Below are 15,248 nucleotides of genomic sequence, written 5' to 3' on the forward strand. Positions count from 1 at the left end.
ACGCCGGTGACGTAGGCGCTCCCGGCGCTGTCCACGGCGATGCCGAGGCCCTGGTCCTCGCCGGCCCCGCCGATATAGCCGGCGTAGACAAGCCCTGTGCCCGCCGCGTTCACCTTGGCCACGAAGGCGTCGAAGGTACCACCGTTGAAGCTCAGGTCCGGCCCCACGGTCTCGGGGAAGGTGGCCTCGGGGGAGGTGGTGAAGCCGGTGACGTAGGCGCTCCCGGCGCTGTCCACGGCGATGCCGAGGCCCTGGTCCTCGCCAACCCCACCGATATAGCCGGCGTAGACGAGAATCGCCGGATCGATGACGAGCGGCCGGTCCCGGTCGTAGGGACCCAACCGGAAGCCGTAGCCCTGCGTTCCGGCCGGCGCCGCGGGATCCAGCGCGTAGGCGGCCGCCACCGCGACCTGCCGCCCGTCCACCTCCTGATAGGCCGAGGGCTGCTCGTCCCGAAAGCCGCCCACCGGGGTGGAGACATCGAGCGCTCCCGCGCCGGTGAGCGTGACGGCCGTGGCGCCGCGGTAGGCCAGCCGGATCCGAGCGGGGTCGGCGCCCGGGTGGAGCAGGAAGGTGTACTTCAGGCGGCCGGCGGTGCCGGCGAAGACGAGGTCGATCCCGGGCCACAGCTCCGGGTAGATGAGGCTCGCGTAGGTCCGGAGCCCGGGCTTCCACTGCGCGCGGGGGCCCTTGAAATAGCTCACCACGGCCGGGGTGGGGTCTTGGCCCCGGGGGCGCGCCTCAGGGTTGGTACCCACGAAGTCGAGCTTGACAGCCCAGCGCTCCCGCGCCCCTTCCGGGTCTCGGAGGGAGCGGAGGCCTGCGGGCCGCGCGAGGCCCGGGGGCCCGCCAGCGGGCGGGGGAGCCGCCGGACCCGTCAGGGCGAGGGTGACCCCCGTCGGGGTGAAGTAGACGGTCGTGTCGTGGCCCTGGACATAGTAGGTGACGCGCCTGTCGACCTGGCCCTGGTTCTCGATGAAGTAGAGGGGCAGGGTCCCGAAGGCCGCGTGCACCCGGGCCTGCGTCACCGCCGTGGGCCCGGACCGGGGGCCGGGAGGGAGCCTCTGCGCTTCACCGGGGCCCGTCAGCGCGAGGGCGAGCATCCCTCCCTGCTTGACCTCAGGGCTGAGGGGGGGCTGCGCGAAGGCCTCCCGGACGGGCTGCTTCGCCCCCACGGAGAGCTCCCGTGGGGCGATCCCGGGCGGGGCCCCGGCCGGCGTGAGGAGGGCCAGGGCCCCGGCGAATAGAAGGAGCACCCCCCCGCGGAGCGCGCGGGTCATCCGGTCTGTGGGCTTCACGGCCGTCTCATCAGCCCTTTGCGGGCGCCCTCCCACCGGCGATGGCTCCCCACCTGAGCGAGGGTCGTCGCCCTGAGGGGCGTGGTGGCCTTCTCAATGGAAAGTCGCTGACACTATCCTCCGCGCCTCGGAGTCTCTACAGGGAACGATGAGGGCCCGGAACGGCACGGGGCCAGCAAAGAGAGCGACGCCCTTTCCGCCCACCGTCCGTTAGGATCCTTCTGCCCAATAGTTCTCCTTCACCCCATTGCTTGCAATTGGGTAATAGCCCGAATCCAGCGGAGGAAATTCCCGGTGAGAAGTTTTTCAGGGTGGCCGGATGGTGTCTGGGGATCCCTTCCGCGCGCCTGGGCGGCTCAACGAAGGCCGGCAAGTTCCCGCAACCAAGCCGATAACTAAAGTAACGGATAAGCACCGATTGGGTAATGGTTTGGTGACAACAATGGAGCGGGGGTCTCGGAGTGGGGCGTGAGCGCGTTCTGAGATCTGGAGCGCGGCCGCGGACAGCGGATCGGCGTGCAGGCAGGCTCAGGCGGGTGCGCGGCCCGGGGGAGTCCGCGACCAGCCAAACCATCGGGGACCTTCCCGGGCAACCGGCCTGGGGGGCGGATCGGGCAAAACCCTATTGGTCGCCCCTCCCCGATTGTGCTAGGATTCCGGACCACAGGGGGCCGGGGGCACCCGGGACATCCATGGGCTTCGAAGGAATCCTGGGGCACGAGCGGGCCGTCGGTCTCCTGCGGCAGGCGCTGCGGGCTGACCGGCTGGCGCACGCGTACCTGTTCGTTGGCCCCGAGGGGGTGGGCAAGCGCCGGGTGGCCCTTGCCCTGGCCCAGGCCGCCAACTGCCTGCGGCCTCCGCCGGAGGGAGACGCCTGCGGGAGCTGCGCCGCCTGCCGGAAGGTGGCGGCCGGGAGCCATCCGGACGTCCTCCACCTGACCCCGGACGAGGGGACGCTCCGGATCGACCGGGTCCGGGCCCTGCGGGAGGAGGTGGGCCGCCGCCCCTACGAGGGGAGGCGGCGCTTTGCGCTGCTCGACCCGGCCGAGGCCCTGACGGAGCAGGCGCAGAACGCCCTCCTGAAGATCCTCGAGGAGCCGCCCGGGTCCACCACGTTCATCCTCCTGGCCGGGCGGGCGGAAACGCTGCTCCCCACGGTCGTCTCCCGCTGCCAGCGCCTGGCTTTCGGCTCGGTGTCGGAGGCGCTCATCGCGCGGCATCTGGCGGGGGCGGGCGTCGCGGCCGACCGGGCGGCTGCCCTGGCGGCCCTGGCGCGGGGGAGCGTGGGAAAGGCGCTCGCGCTGGCGGGCGGGGCGCTCCTGGAGAACCGGGATGCCCTGGTCGGCCGGCTCTTCCCCGCCCTGGAGCGGGGCCCGGCCGCCTGTGTGGAGCTGGCCGAGGAGATTGCGCGGGATCGAGAGGACCTCGGGGAGGCCCTCGAGCTGCTTCTCACCTGGTGCCGGGACCTGGTGGTGACCGCGGTCCTGGGGCACCCCCGGCTCGTGGTGAACCGGGACCGGGCCGACGCCCTCGCGGGAGCGGCCGGGCGGTTCCGGGTGGGGGCGCTGACCAAATCGGTGGCGGCCGTCGGTGCCGCCCGCGAGGCCCTGGAGGCGAACGCCAACCCGCGCCTCACCTGCGAGGCGCTACTATTTCGGCTGCGGGACCTGCTGGTTCCCGCGCCGGGAGGTGACGGGAATGCCACCCGTCGTGAAGGTGAGCTTCGGCGACCAGGAGCGTGAGCACTTCTACTACGCCGGGTCGCTCCCGATTTCGCTGGGGATGCCGGTGGTGGTGGAGAGTGAGCGCGGGGTCGTGATCGGGAAGGTCATCGCCAAGGTCCCCTACTACCCCGTCCACAAGCTGACGAAGCCCCTCCGGGAGATCCGGCGCCCGGCGACCCCCGCCGACCTGGACCGGGCGGAGCAGCTCCAGGCCCGCCAGAAGGAGGCGCGGGCCGCGGTGGAGGAGGCGATCCGCCAGCACCACCTCCAGATGGACCTGGTGGATGTGCGCCTCTCCGGCGACCAGTCGCGTTGCCTGGTCCGGTTCAGCGCCGAGGGACGCGTGGACTTCCGGAGCCTGGTCCGGGAGCTCGCCCACCGCCTCCGGATGCGGATCGAGATGCGCCAGATCGGCGCCCGCGACGAGGCCAGCGTCACCGGGGCGATCGGCACCTGCGGCCGGACGTTGTGCTGCAAGTCGTGGCTGAAGGAGTTCCAGCCGATCAGCATCAAGATGGCCAAGGAGCAGAGCCTGTCCCTCAACTCCTCGAAGATCTCCGGGGCCTGCGGCCGCCTCAAGTGTTGCCTCTCCTACGAGTACACCATGTACCAGGATCTCCGGAGAGGCCTGCCCAAGGTCGGGGGCCACGTGATGACCCACGAGGGGGCGGGCCTCGTGAAGCAGCACCTGGTCCTCGAGGAGAGCCTGATGGTCCAGCTCGAGGACGGCCGCTTCGTCCGGTACCGGGCGGCCGAGGTGGCGGTCCGGAAGACCGACTACCCCGACCAGCCGGCGATCCCCCCCATCTCCGGCGCTTGTGGCTCCGGCGGGGGGTGCGGGTCCAAGGGGGGCGGATGCGGGTCGGGCGGGGGGTGCGGGTCGGGCGGGGGTGGCTGCGGGTCCGGAGGCGGCTGAGGGAAGTCCCGCGCCGTGTAGCGGCGCCGGGGCGGCGGGACCGGGCGGGCGGGGCAGCCGTTCGCCCGGATTTTTTTCCGGACTGAGGGGACGGCAGTGACCCGCTTCTACGTCACCACGCCCATTTACTACGTCAACGCCACGCCCCACCTGGGGCACGCCTATACCACGATCCTCGCCGACGCCACCGCCCGCTTCCACCGCCTCTTCGGCGACGAGGTCTACTTCCTCACCGGGACCGACGAGCACGGGGACAAGATCGCCCAGGCGGCCGCGGCGGCCGGCGAGAGCCCGCAGGCCTACGCCGACCGGATCAGCGGGGTCTTCCAGGAGACCTGGCGCCGGCTGCAGATCACCCACGACCAGTTCATCCGGACCACCGCGGCCCCCCACCGGAAGGTGGTCCAGGCCATCCTCCAGAAGATCTACGACAGCGGGGACATCTACTTCGGCGAGTACGGGGGCCAGTACTGCTTCGGGTGCGAGCGGTTCTACACCGACCGGGAGCTGGTAGACGGGAAGTGTCCCGACCACCTGACGGTGCCCACGTATATCCAGGAGCAGAACTACTTCTTCCGGATGAGCAGGTACCAGGACCGGCTCCTCAAGCACCTGGCCGCGCACCCGGACTTCATCCGGCCGGAGCGCTACCGGAACGAGGTCCTGGCCTTCCTCAAGGATCCCCTGGAGGACCTCTGCATCTCGCGCCCCAAGGCCCGCCTGCAGTGGGGCATCCCGCTCCCCTTTGACGACCGGTACGTGACCTACGTCTGGTTCGACGCCCTCATCAACTACGTGAGCGCCCTCGGCTACCCGGACGGCGACCTCTACGCCAAGTTCTGGGGGACCGAGCAGGAGCCGATCGCCCAGCACCTGATCGGCAAGGACATCCTGAAGCCCCACGGCATCTACTGGCCCACCATGCTCTGGGCCGCCGGCATCCCGGTCTACCGCCACCTGAACGTCCACGGCTACTGGACCGTGGAGACCGGGAAGATGTCCAAGAGTCGCGGGACGGTGGTCCGCCCCCTGGACCTGGTGGACCAGTACGGCTACGACGCCTTCCGGTACTTCCTGCTGCGGGAGATGGTCTTCGGGCTCGACGCCACCTTCAGCGAGGAGGCGCTCGTCGCCCGCCTGAACGCCGACCTGGCCAACGACCTGGGGAACCTGGTGAGCCGGACGGCCACCATGCTGGAGCGGTATCTGGAGGGCCGGGTCCCGAAGCCGGCGGCCGCGGCGGGGCTCGACAGGGAGCTGCCCCGGACGGTGGAGGCCGCCAAGGTCGCCGCCCGCAGCGCCCTGGAGCAGTTCGCCTGGCACCGGGCCCTGGAGGCTACCTGGGAGATCGTCACGACCGCCAACCGCTACATCGACAGCGTCAAGCCCTGGGAGCTGGCCAAGCGCCAGCCGGCGGACCTGGAGCGAGTCCTCTACCACCTCTGGGAGGCCCTCCGGCAGGCCGCCCTCCTCCTCTCCCCGGCCATGCCCGACACCTGCAGCACCATCTGGCGGCAGCTCGGGATCACGCTCCCCATCGCGGAGGCCCGGATGACCAGCGAAGGGACGTGGGGAGCGCCCGTCCCCACCGGCCGGGTCCAGAAGGGGGAGGCCCTCTTCCCGCGGGTGGAGACGGCTGCGGTGAGGGCCAAGGTCGAGGCCGCCCGGGGGCGGGCGGCCGCGGGGGGCTCCCGGCGGAAGGCGTCGGGCGAACAGACCGGCGACCCGCCCCCACTCACCGCGGAGGAGTTTGGCCAGGTCGAGCTTCGTGTGGCGACGATCGTGGAGGCGGAGGCTGTCCCCAAGTCGAAGAAGCTGGTCAAGCTCCGCGTGGATCTGGGGGGAGAGAAACGGACGGTGGTGGCCGGGATCCTCCAGGACTACGCCCCGGAGATTCTGGTCGGCCGCCAGGTCATCCTGGTGGCCAACCTGAAGCCGGCCACCCTCATGGGCGTCACCTCCCAGGGGATGGTCCTCGCCGCGGAGGGTCCCGACGGCGGCATCGTGCTGCTCCAGCCGGATCGCGAGGTTCCGCCGGGCTCCATCGTCAAGTAGAAGTCGATGTACTTCGACTCCCACGCCCACCTGGAAATGACGGCCTTCGACGCCGACCGGGAGGCGGTCCTCGCCCGGGCGGCAGCGGCCGGCGTCACCGGTTTCGTCGTCCCGTCCTACAGCCTGGAGGCCTCCGCGCGAGCGGTGGCGCTGGCACAGACCCGCGAGGGGATCTGGGCCGCCGTGGGGATCCATCCCCACGGGGCGGGGACCTGCACGCCGGAGGCGATGGCCGCCGTAGAGGCACTCGCCCGGCGGCCGAACGTGGTCGCCGTCGGGGAGACCGGCTTGGACTTCCACCGGAACCGGGCACCCCGGCAGGCGCAGGAGGCCGCCCTGCGCGCCCATGTGGCGCTCGCCCGGCGGCTCCGCCTGCCCCTCATCATCCACTGCCGCGAGGCCTATCCGGAGTGCCTGGCGATCCTGCGGGAAGAGGGAGCGGATGCGGTGGGAGGGGTCCTGCACTGCTTCACGGGGGATGCCGGGACGGTCGCGGCCGCCTGCGCGCTGAACTTCTCCTGCTCCATCGCCGGCCCGGTCACCTACCCCGAGGAGGGCGGCCTGCGGGCGGCGGTGCGGGCGATCCCCGCCGACCGGCTCCTCCTCGAGACCGACGCCCCGTACCTCCCGCCGGCGCCGCACCGGGGGAACCGCAACGAGCCGGCCCACCTCCCGCTCACCGCCGCCGCGGTCGCCGCGAGTCTCGGGGCGCCGCTGGACGCGATCGCCGCGCAGACGGCGGCGAACGCCCGCCGCCTCTTCCGCCTGCCATGACGACCTTCCCGGCCTTCGTGCGGGTGCGGCAGCGCTGGGACCAGCCCCGCATCGCGGGCGTGGAGGCGGCGGTGGCCGCGGCGCTTCAGGCCGGGAGGCTCCAACCACGCCTGCGGCCCGGGATGGTGGTGGGGATCACCGCCGGCAGCCGGGGGATCGCCCGCCTCCCCGAGATCCTCCGGGCGGCCGTGGCCTTCTGCCGCGCGGCCGAATGTAAGCCCTTCCTCTTCCCGGCCATGGGGAGCCACGGGGGCGCGACGGCGGAGGGGCAGCGGGCGCTCCTGGCCGAGCTCGGGGTCACGGAGGGAAGCGTGGGGGCGGAGATCCGGGCGACCATGGAGGTGGTCCGGGTGGCTGAGACGCCCGAGGGGCTCCCGGTCTACCTGGACCGGCACGCCGCGGCCGCCGACGGGATTCTGGTCATGAATCGGGTGAAGGCCCACACCGACTTCGAGGGGCGCTTCGAGAGCGGGTTGGCCAAGATGATGACTATCGGGATGGGAAAGCACGCCCAGGCGCTGGCGGCCCATCAGCACGGGGCGGCCGGCCTGCGGGAGCAGATCCCGAAGATCGCCGCCGCCATGCTCGCGACCGGGCGCATCCTGGGGGCCCTCGCCATCGTGGAAAATGCCGAGGAGGCCCCGGCGCTCCTCGAGGCCCTCTCTCCCGAACGGATCCTGGAGCGGGAGCCGGCGCTGCTCGCGAGCGCGAAGGCCTGGGCTGCGAGGCTGCCCGTGGATGCCGTGGACATCCTGCTGGTGGAGGAATTGGGCAAAGAGATCAGCGGCACCGGCATGGACACCAACGTGATCGGCCGGCGGGGGATCCCGGGCGAACCGGACCCGCCCCGACCCCGGGTGGGAACCCTGGTGGTCCTCGACGTGACGCCCGCCTCCCACGGCAACGCCATCGGCGTGGGCCTCGCCGACGTCACCACCGACCGGCTCGTCCGCCGGATGGACCGGGCGAGCACCTACGCCAATGTCTTGACGAGCGGCTTCCTCGACCGGGGCAAGATCCCCCTCCATTTCCCCACCGACCGGGAGGCCGTCGCGGCCGCCCTCGACCAGAACCGGCGCACGCCGCTGGACCGGCTCCGCGTCGCCTGGATCAAGAACACCCTGCACCTCGGGGACCTGCTGATCTCGGAGGCCCTCGCCCCCGAGCTCCGAGGGCGGGGCGAACTTACGCTCGACCCGCAGCCCGTTCCCATGACCTTCACGGCCGACGGAACGCTCGAGTCCCCCCTCCGGGCGGCGCCGGTCCGCCCCGCTCCCGCCTCCGCCTGGCGGGACGTGGGCTGAGCCTGGCCACCGAAACACCTCACCGAAGAGTCGGGAACCCGTGCAGACGCCTACCGAGCTCCACCCCGTGCTCCAGCCCGCGTGGAGCCTCGCGGAGCAGGTTCGCGCCGCACTCCTCGAGACGGTCCGGCCCCTGGCGGCCGCGCAGTGGGTCTTCCGGCCGACGGCCCGGAGCTGGTGCATCGCCGAGCAGGTGGAGCACCTCCTCCTCGCCGAGATCGGGTCGAGCAAGATGGCGCGGAAGCTCATCCGAGGAGCGTTCCGCGCCCAACACGCCCCTGCCGGCGCCACCCTCCACACGGCCGCCCTCGATCGCTACCCCTTCGGGCACCTGGAGGCGCCATCCTCGCTCGTGCCCGGGCCGATCCGGGAGCGAGCGGAGCTGGAACGGGTCCTGGCGGAGACGCACGCGCGCTTTCGCGCCGAGCTCTGCGCGTTTCAAGGGGACAACCCCGAGACGCTGCGGGCCCCGGACCCGGCGACCGGCGTCTGGTTCACCCTCGGGGGCTGGGTGAAGCTGCAGGCCTGGCACGAGGCCCACCACCTCGCCCACATCCGGCGCATGCTGGCCGCCCGCGACTTTCCCCGATAGGGAATCCGAGGTCCAGACGGTCCTCTCCGATCCTCGGCGGTCTACCGGAGCAGGTCCGCCAGCGTGAAGAGGAAGATCCCGACGCTGAGAACCCCGTTGACGTTGAAGAAGGCGAATTCGAGGCGGGCGACCCCGTAGCGGCGGATGATGACGTGCTCCGCGCCGAGGAGGACCAGAACGAAGAGCACGCCGGCGTAGTACCAGAACCCCAGGTCGAGCAGGGACCCGACCGCTGCCAGGAGAATCGGGGTCAGAGCATGGAGGAGGAGGCTCACGCTGAGCCCGCCCCGCTCCCCCAGGCGGACCGGGACGGAGAAGAGGCCATGGGCGCGGTCGAAGGCCACATCGGCCAAGGCGTACAGGATATCGAACCCGGCCACCCAGGTGAGGACCGCCGCGCCCAGGAGGAGCGGGGCCAGCTCCAGGCGTCCCGCCACCGCGATCCAGGCCCCGAGGGGAGCAAAGGCCAGGCAGAGACCCAGGATGAGATGGGAGATTGTGGTGAAGCGCTTGGTGTAGGAGTAGCCCGCCAGGACCACGATGGCGAGCGGGGCGAGGGCGAGGCAGAGGGGATTGAGGTTGTAGGCGGCCAGGAGGAGCAGGGCAAAGGACACGCCCACCAGGGCCAGAACCTGCCCGGGGCGGATGAGGCCGCGAGGGAGGGCGCGTTCCTGGGTCCGGGGGTTGAGGGCGTCCAGGTCCCGGTCGGCGTAGCGGTTCATCCCCATGGCGCCGCTGCGGGCCCCGACCATGGCCACCAGGATCCAGAAGAGGGTCCGCCCGTCCGGGACCCCCCGGGCCGCCAGGACCCCCCCCATGAGGGCGAAGGGAAGGGCGAAGATGGTATGGGAGAACTTGATCATCTCGAGGAAGAGCCGGAGGCGTGCCAGGAGCCCCATCCTTACTCCTTGCTCTCCCGCATGCCCACATGGATGCAGACGATCCCGCCGGTCAGGGCCTTCCAGCGGACGCCGCTGAATCCCGCCGCGCGCATCGCCTCGGCGAAGGCGGCGGGCTCCGGGAAGGCCTCGACCGAAGCCGGGAGGTAGCTGTAGGCCTCCGGGTTGCCCGAGATCCAGCCTCCGACCCGGGGGAGGAGCGCCCGGCTATAGAACCGGTACAGGGCCGCGAAGAGAGTCCCGCGGGGCTGGAAGAACTCGAGGAGGATCGCCCGCCCGCCGGGGCGCAGGACCCGGCGCATCTCGGCAAGCGCGGTCGCCCGGTCGGTCACATTCCGGATGCCGAAGGCGACCAGGACCGCGTCGAAGGTCCCGGCTCGAAACGGGAGGGCCTCCGCGGCACCGGCCGAGAGAAGCACCCGGGGCTCCCGCCCCGCCACCTTCTGGCGCCCCAGGCGCAGCATCGGCTCGCACAGATCCACCCCCACGATGCTCCGCGCCGCCGGATGCTGGCGGGCCACCTCCAGGGCGAGATCTCCCGTGCCCGTACACAGATCCAGGACCGCGCCGCGGGGCGGGAGCACCACCTCCGCGGCCGCCGCCCGCCGCCACGCCACATCGCGGCGGAACGAGAGGAGGCGATTGAGGAGATCGTAGCGGGGGGCGATGGCCGCGAACATCTGCCGGATGGCCGCGGTGTGGGCCGCAGGGTCGGCTGGTGCGGGCGCGGGCATGGCACGGGGGCGCCGCCGGGGGGGCGCTAGCGGAGGCGGGGTTCCAGGGCCTTGATGTTGTTCTGGGCGCTCTTGGCCAGCTCCCCGTTGGGGCTGTGTTTCAGATAGAGCCGGTACTCCTCCAGCGCCTTCCGGTAGAGCGCCTTGTCCTCCGTGGTGAGCTTCGCCTTGGTGTGGTAGGCGAGGCCCAGATGGTAGTGGGCCTCGGCATGGTCGGGCTTGAGCTTCAGGGCCGCCTGGTATTCCTCGATGGCCTTGTCCAACTGCTCGAAGAAGCGCTCGTGGTATACGACCCCGAGCTCATAGTGGGCCTGGGCCTTCTCGGTCGCGTCGCGCGCGGGCGGCCGGACAGCGGCCGGCTTGGCCGCAGGCTTGGCAGGAGGCTTCGGCGGCGGCTTCGGAGCCTCGGCGCCCGCGACGGCTGCCACCAGGAGGAACAGGGCGGCAGCCAACCCCCCGTGCCACCGGTCGCCGGATCGCCCCCGGCCCGCCGTCACCGGCCTCGCCTCGGGGCTGCCGGACGCTCGCGCGATCGGCTGCCGCTCGGCCGGTCCACGAACGCCCGATAGAGCCAGGAATCGGGCGAGATCCGTTTCTGGGACGTTGCGGCCAGAATCACCGACCGGAGCACGCTGACCGCGTGCGATGGGGCCGCAGCCAGCCATGCCGCAAGCCGCCGCTCCGCCTCGGCCTCTGTGACGGCAGGCCCCTGGAGCTCCCGGAGGAGATCGGCAAACGTCTGTTGCACGCCGGCATCTACCCCGGGGGTGGCCCGCAGCCCGTTGGCCAGGGCCGACGCCAGTCCGCTCTTCAGCACCTCGGGCATCGCCAATTCCCCCTCCTGGCGCCGCGCCGCTGCCGCCGCCCAGCCGGGCCTCCGCCCGCGAAATCCTGCGCCCCTCTCCCGCCCGAGCTGGCCACGCCCACCGGAGGACGCAGGCGGCCGTTACGCTACACCAAGAGGGCTCCGGGGTCAACGCCGTCCCCGCCCGGAGGGAGGACGATGCGGGCCTGCCGCGCAGGGCGTGCTGACTCTCGGGGGTCGGGCGGGGGGCCGAGGTGGGCAGGGGGGGGAAAGCCAGACGGGCGGTGAGGCAAGGCCGGGGGAGAGCGGACAGGAGGGCCCCGGGCGCCTCAGACGGACCGGGCCGGACCGTCCACGGCTAGACCCCCAGGTTCCGAGGGCTGATATCCGTCGCCAACTGGTAATTGGGGATGTTCTCTTCGGGATCCCCCCTGACCACCAGCTGGATCCTGATGCGCCGCACAGCCTCCCGGTTGGTCCAGGGGACAACGGTGCTGGGGGGAGGGGTGGTTAAATCCAGAGGGGCGTTGTCCAGGCCGCTGGCCCCGGGCACCAGTTCCACCCCGTCCTTGTCAAAATAGGCGAACGTCACCAGCTGGACGTTCGTGGCCAACTGCTCCTCGGGCTGCCAGGCCGTGGTGAACCGTTGCCGGTAGAGCGTGCAGACATTCGCCGCCGGGCAGGTCCCCGCTACGATGGCCGCGGTGTTGTCCCTCACGAAATAGGCCACATAAATCCGGGCGCCGCTCGTCTCGACGTCCCCGAAGATCTTCAAGGCGCTCGCCTGGGCCTCCTGGATCGCTCGGTTTGTCCCGCCGGGGCAGCTCGGGTTGCACCAGTACCCGGCCATCCGGACCTCCCGGGCCAGCAGGTCCATGGCCGCCCGGGCAGTCTGCTGGATCTCGGCCCGGGTCTCGCCGCGGGCGTAGGTGGTGTGGCTGGTCGTATAGACCAGGTACACGGCACCGAGGATCACGACGAACACCGCCGCACTGATGAGCAGCTCGATGAGGGTGAAGCCGCCGCGCGCCGGGGTCACCGCCTCCCCCGGGAGACGCTTCAGGCGGAACCCGCTCTGCTCTTGGGACTGCTTCACGTCTCCGACCTCAGGCTCCCTGCCCCCGCCGGGCTCTCGCCTCCCGCCCGGCCGAGGGCTTCTCCACCAGGTGCGTAACCGTGTCCAGGAATGTGCGGGGATCGAGGGGCTTCTCCAGGAAGGCGGTGGCCCCGGCCTCCAGGGCGAGGCGCCGGACCGCCCCCGTCCCCTCGGCAGAAACGGCGAGGATGGGAACCCCTGCAAATCCGGCCGTCCCTCGCAGCTGCCGCGTAAGATCGGCCCCGGAAACGCCCGGTAGGAAGATATCGATCACCAGGAGGGCCGGCGGTAGTGCGGCGGTGAGCGCGGGGACCTCACCGGCGAGGCCCGCCTCCAGGACCCGAAAGCCCGCCTGGCGCAGGAGCTCCGCCATCAGCGCCCGGTCGGCCGGGTTGTCATCCAGGACCACGACCCGCCGAGGGCCGGCCGGCCTGCTGCGCCGCTTTCCTGACCTGGTAGAGGCCTTCGGCATGTGCCCCTCCGCCCGCCCCATGGCCCATTGCGGCCAGGGTTCGCGCTGTTGGCTCCCCGGAGTTTGCATCCTGCGTGCCACCTCGGGCGGTCCCCCAGGGCCTCGAGGGATCCCCGGAGGCGCGACCTCTGCCCCCATCGCCCTGGCGGGTACCGTATCGGGCATGGGACCAGGAGACTGAGGCCTCCAGGTCGGCATTTTGCCCCACCCTGGGGCATGGCGTGACCAGTGGTGGCGGATCGGAGGAATCGAAGACGGGGGAGAGCCCGGCGAGTGGGGGAAACCCGAGCGAGCGGCGAGCGGGCGGTAATGCAACCGCCGAATTCTCCTGGAGCCGGTGACTGGGATTGAACCAGCGACCTGCTGATTACGAATTCATCCCAGGAGCCACCTGAGCATACCCAAGAAGACTCATCCCCGCAAGAACCCGAGCATTCGGGGTGAGCCATGGTGCGCCTGTGTGGCCTTGGTGCGGGGTGTTCCGGTAGCAGTGTGGTAGCACAGACCCCCAGCAAGCTGGTCTGTCACCAACGGATGGTTTTCGAAGCCTCTCGGGTCTGCTCTAACGGCACCAGAGCGCCAGTGGGGCAAAACCATATTGTAGGCCTTTCGCGCTGCCGACCCGCTGCCCGCGGCCCGATCCCGAGCAGATATTGCTTGCCATCCTTCCCTTCTACGAGGACACCTTTTGCCTTCATGCCAGCCTCCGTCAGGGCCCTACCTTTCGGGTCGGGGGAGTCCCGTCCATCTACCTCTCTCCAACGACTAGCCGTAAGCCTCTCCAGTCAGAAATCCTGAGCTGACCGCAGAAAGTCCCTGAAATCACAGGCATTAGAGCGATTCCTCCAACCAGAAGCACCGCTGGCTCGCCGCCACCCTGCTGGAGCTGGAGCCGCGCCTCCGGCGCATCCGCGGGTACCGCGCCCTGCCGCTGCTCCGGCAGGCGTTGCTCCGGGAGATCCAAGGCGAAGCCGGTGTCGCTGTGAGTCAGGCTGCGGAACCTCATCACCGGGCGATCCCTTCGTGAACTTCAACTAAACTTTGGGATTGACGGCCACCCGTGCAGCTCACCGAACATATCTGCTGCGTACGTAAGGCGCCACCAAAACGGCTACTATGACGACTGTCAGGACCAGACTGAGCGGGCGGCTAAAAAAATAGAAATAGAACTGATCCCCGTAGCGCATTGAGCTCCTTACTAGTTCCGCGTCCGCGATTGGGCCTAGTATCACGCCGAGCACCATAGCGATCGGCGGAAAACCCGTCCTTACCATCAGCCAACCGACCACTCCGAATATACCCATAAGGAAAACGTCAAACTCCGTGCTACGTATGGCCAATGACCCTATCATGCAATATAGCACCACAACGGGTACTAGAGTGGCAGTCGGAACGAAAAGAAGATACGCAAGAAAATAGCCACCTACCGCCGCCATTATCACCATGAGAACCTGACTCAGGAGCAACGCAAACGCGATCCCATACACGAGATCGCTTTGCTCCCGGAGTATCTGTGGGCCCGGATGAATCCCCTGCATGGTCATGGCTCCAAGGAGGAGGGCGCAGGTCCCGCTTCCCGGTACACCCAACATCAACGTCGTCATCAGCGCGCCGCCCGTCGTCGCGTTATTGGCCGTTTCTGCAGCAATTATCCCGGGCGGAAATCCTGTCCCGAATTTCTCGGGTGTCTTTGAGAGACGCTTGGTCAAGTTGTAGCTCACCGCCGAGCCTACCGTAGCGCCGGTGCCAGGAATCGCGCCGATAATAATGCCCAACAAGCTGGACCGAATGATTGTCCCGGGGTACTCGAAAACCCATCGCATCCCGCGCAAGATCCGGCGAAAGCTCACGTCACTAACTGTAGTCGCGGGAGCGACCAGGTCGCGCTCGGCAATAACGAAGAGCTCCGCGACCGCAATTAGTCCGATCATCGCCGGGACAAACGGAACTCCGTCCGACAGGTACATCTGTCCAAAGGTCGCTCTCCATTCCCCTGTTGGGGCAATTCCCACCCCGCCGATAAGGAGCCCGAATGCGCCCGCAAGGAGCCCTTTCGCGAGAGACTCGCCACGAAGGGCCGCAATGAAAATTATCCCTGTTAGCGCAATGAGAAACATTTCAGTAGGCCCAAACTTCATTGCAAAACGCGCAACTGGGGCCGCGCTCACAAGCAAGAAGATGTAGCTTATCACACCTCCTACGACTGATGATCCTATGCCAAGCCCCAAAGCCTCGCCAGCCTGCCCACGGCAAGTCATCGGAAAACCATCCAGTGTCGTGCAGAGATTCTCCTCGCCACCAGGCGTATTCAGCAGAGTTGCGGTCAGCTCTCCACCAAACATGACAGACACATAGATGGAGCTCAGGAAGACGAGAGCGTTCAGAGGTTGCATGTAGAAAGTCAATGGAAGCAAGAGGGCAATACACGTCATCGAGTCGAGGCCGGGAATGATTCCGACAATGATTCCCAATGACGTTCCGGCAATGATGAGCAACCAGATGTCTACTGCGAGGACCACCTGCAACCCCGCCATCCACTGATCTAGCAACATTGTCTACCCCTACTACGAGTCGGCCCT

14 protein-coding genes are annotated in these 15,248 nt (G+C 69.5%); 6 read left to right on the forward strand and 8 right to left on the reverse strand.

Translation table 11 applies throughout. The annotated features are described in order from the left end of the window. On the reverse strand, positions 1–1,298 hold a 1,298-nt coding region (locus VGT06_04320), incomplete at its 3' end, for a hypothetical protein (GenBank protein HEV8662355.1). Between the two features lie 692 nt (positions 1,299–1,990). On the opposite strand from VGT06_04320, the gene holB reads away from it, so the two are divergent. From holB to VGT06_04350, 6 genes are all read left to right on the forward strand, one after another. Further along, positions 1,991–3,040: a DNA polymerase III subunit delta' gene (holB, locus tag VGT06_04325; protein ID HEV8662356.1), complete on the forward strand. Its 1,050-nt coding sequence runs from the start codon at positions 1,991–1,993 to the stop codon at positions 3,038–3,040. Then, the gene (ricT, locus tag VGT06_04330; GenBank protein HEV8662357.1) at positions 2,997–3,938 is read left to right on the forward strand and encodes a regulatory iron-sulfur-containing complex subunit RicT; all 942 of its coding nucleotides are present in this window, start codon (positions 2,997–2,999) and stop codon (positions 3,936–3,938) included. Before holB ends, ricT begins: the two co-directional genes overlap by 44 nt. 96 nt (positions 3,939–4,034) lie before the next feature. After that, positions 4,035–5,993 (forward strand): methionine--tRNA ligase, encoded by a 1,959-nt coding sequence (metG, locus tag VGT06_04335; protein HEV8662358.1) that lies wholly within the window; start codon positions 4,035–4,037, stop codon positions 5,991–5,993. A 6-nt stretch (positions 5,994–5,999) separates the two neighbouring features. Then, the gene (locus VGT06_04340) at positions 6,000–6,767 is read left to right on the forward strand and encodes a TatD family hydrolase (protein ID HEV8662359.1); all 768 of its coding nucleotides are present in this window, start codon (positions 6,000–6,002) and stop codon (positions 6,765–6,767) included. Further along, on the forward strand, positions 6,764–8,071 hold the full coding sequence (locus VGT06_04345) for a lactate racemase domain-containing protein (GenBank protein ID HEV8662360.1): 1,308 nt from the start codon (positions 6,764–6,766) through the stop codon (positions 8,069–8,071). The genes VGT06_04340 and VGT06_04345 overlap by 4 nt, the downstream gene beginning before the upstream one ends. A gap of 40 nt (positions 8,072–8,111) precedes the next feature. Next, a complete protein-coding gene (locus VGT06_04350) occupies positions 8,112–8,663 on the forward strand; it encodes a DinB family protein (GenBank protein ID HEV8662361.1) in 552 nt (183 codons plus the stop codon). 41 nt (positions 8,664–8,704) lie between these two features. Here VGT06_04350 and VGT06_04355 read toward each other — a convergent pair whose 3' ends face one another. The 7 genes from VGT06_04355 to VGT06_04385 all read right to left on the reverse strand — a co-directional run bounded on the left by VGT06_04355 (position 8,705) and on the right by VGT06_04385 (position 15,188). Further along, positions 8,705–9,562: a UbiA-like polyprenyltransferase gene (locus VGT06_04355; GenBank protein ID HEV8662362.1), complete on the reverse strand. Its 858-nt coding sequence runs from the start codon at positions 9,560–9,562 to the stop codon at positions 8,705–8,707. Positions 9,563–9,564: 2 nt separating this feature from the next. Then, on the reverse strand, positions 9,565–10,296 hold the full coding sequence (ubiE, locus tag VGT06_04360) for a bifunctional demethylmenaquinone methyltransferase/2-methoxy-6-polyprenyl-1,4-benzoquinol methylase UbiE (protein ID HEV8662363.1): 732 nt from the start codon (positions 10,294–10,296) through the stop codon (positions 9,565–9,567). 26 nt (positions 10,297–10,322) lie between these two features. After that, positions 10,323–10,793: a tetratricopeptide repeat protein gene (locus tag VGT06_04365; GenBank protein HEV8662364.1), complete on the reverse strand. Its 471-nt coding sequence runs from the start codon at positions 10,791–10,793 to the stop codon at positions 10,323–10,325. Continuing rightward, positions 10,790–11,122 (reverse strand): hypothetical protein, encoded by a 333-nt coding sequence (locus tag VGT06_04370; protein ID HEV8662365.1) that lies wholly within the window; start codon positions 11,120–11,122, stop codon positions 10,790–10,792. Before VGT06_04370 ends, VGT06_04365 begins: the two co-directional genes overlap by 4 nt. A gap of 337 nt (positions 11,123–11,459) precedes the next feature. Continuing rightward, complete coding sequence (locus tag VGT06_04375; protein HEV8662366.1) at positions 11,460–12,197, reverse strand: prepilin-type N-terminal cleavage/methylation domain-containing protein; 738 nt, start codon at positions 12,195–12,197, stop codon at positions 11,460–11,462. Positions 12,198–12,207: 10 nt separating this feature from the next. Beyond that, on the reverse strand, positions 12,208–12,669 hold the full coding sequence (locus VGT06_04380; GenBank protein ID HEV8662367.1) for a response regulator: 462 nt from the start codon (positions 12,667–12,669) through the stop codon (positions 12,208–12,210). Between the two features lie 1,067 nt (positions 12,670–13,736). Next, a complete protein-coding gene (locus VGT06_04385) occupies positions 13,737–15,188 on the reverse strand; it encodes a tripartite tricarboxylate transporter permease (GenBank protein ID HEV8662368.1) in 1,452 nt (483 codons plus the stop codon). Positions 15,189–15,248 lie beyond the last annotated feature (60 nt).

This window comes from Candidatus Methylomirabilis sp., assembly GCA_036000645.1.
In the GTDB taxonomy this organism is placed as follows: Bacteria; Methylomirabilota; Methylomirabilia; order Methylomirabilales; family JACPAU01; genus JACPAU01.

Coding starts and splice junctions, on each gene's coding strand:
- ricT (HEV8662357.1), top strand. CDS start 2,997: ATGCCACCCGTCGTGAAGGTGAGCTTCGGCGACCAGGAGCGTGAGCAC.
- VGT06_04380 (HEV8662367.1), bottom strand. CDS start 12,669: ATGCCGAAGGCCTCTACCAGGTCAGGAAAGCGGCGCAGCAGGCCGGCC.
- ubiE (HEV8662363.1), bottom strand. CDS start 10,296: ATGCCCGCGCCCGCACCAGCCGACCCTGCGGCCCACACCGCGGCCATC.
- holB (HEV8662356.1), top strand. CDS start 1,991: ATGGGCTTCGAAGGAATCCTGGGGCACGAGCGGGCCGTCGGTCTCCTG.
- VGT06_04345 (HEV8662360.1), top strand. CDS start 6,764: ATGACGACCTTCCCGGCCTTCGTGCGGGTGCGGCAGCGCTGGGACCAG.
- VGT06_04355 (HEV8662362.1), bottom strand. CDS start 9,562: ATGGGGCTCCTGGCACGCCTCCGGCTCTTCCTCGAGATGATCAAGTTC.
- VGT06_04340 (HEV8662359.1), top strand. CDS start 6,000: ATGTACTTCGACTCCCACGCCCACCTGGAAATGACGGCCTTCGACGCC.
- VGT06_04370 (HEV8662365.1), bottom strand. CDS start 11,122: ATGCCCGAGGTGCTGAAGAGCGGACTGGCGTCGGCCCTGGCCAACGGG.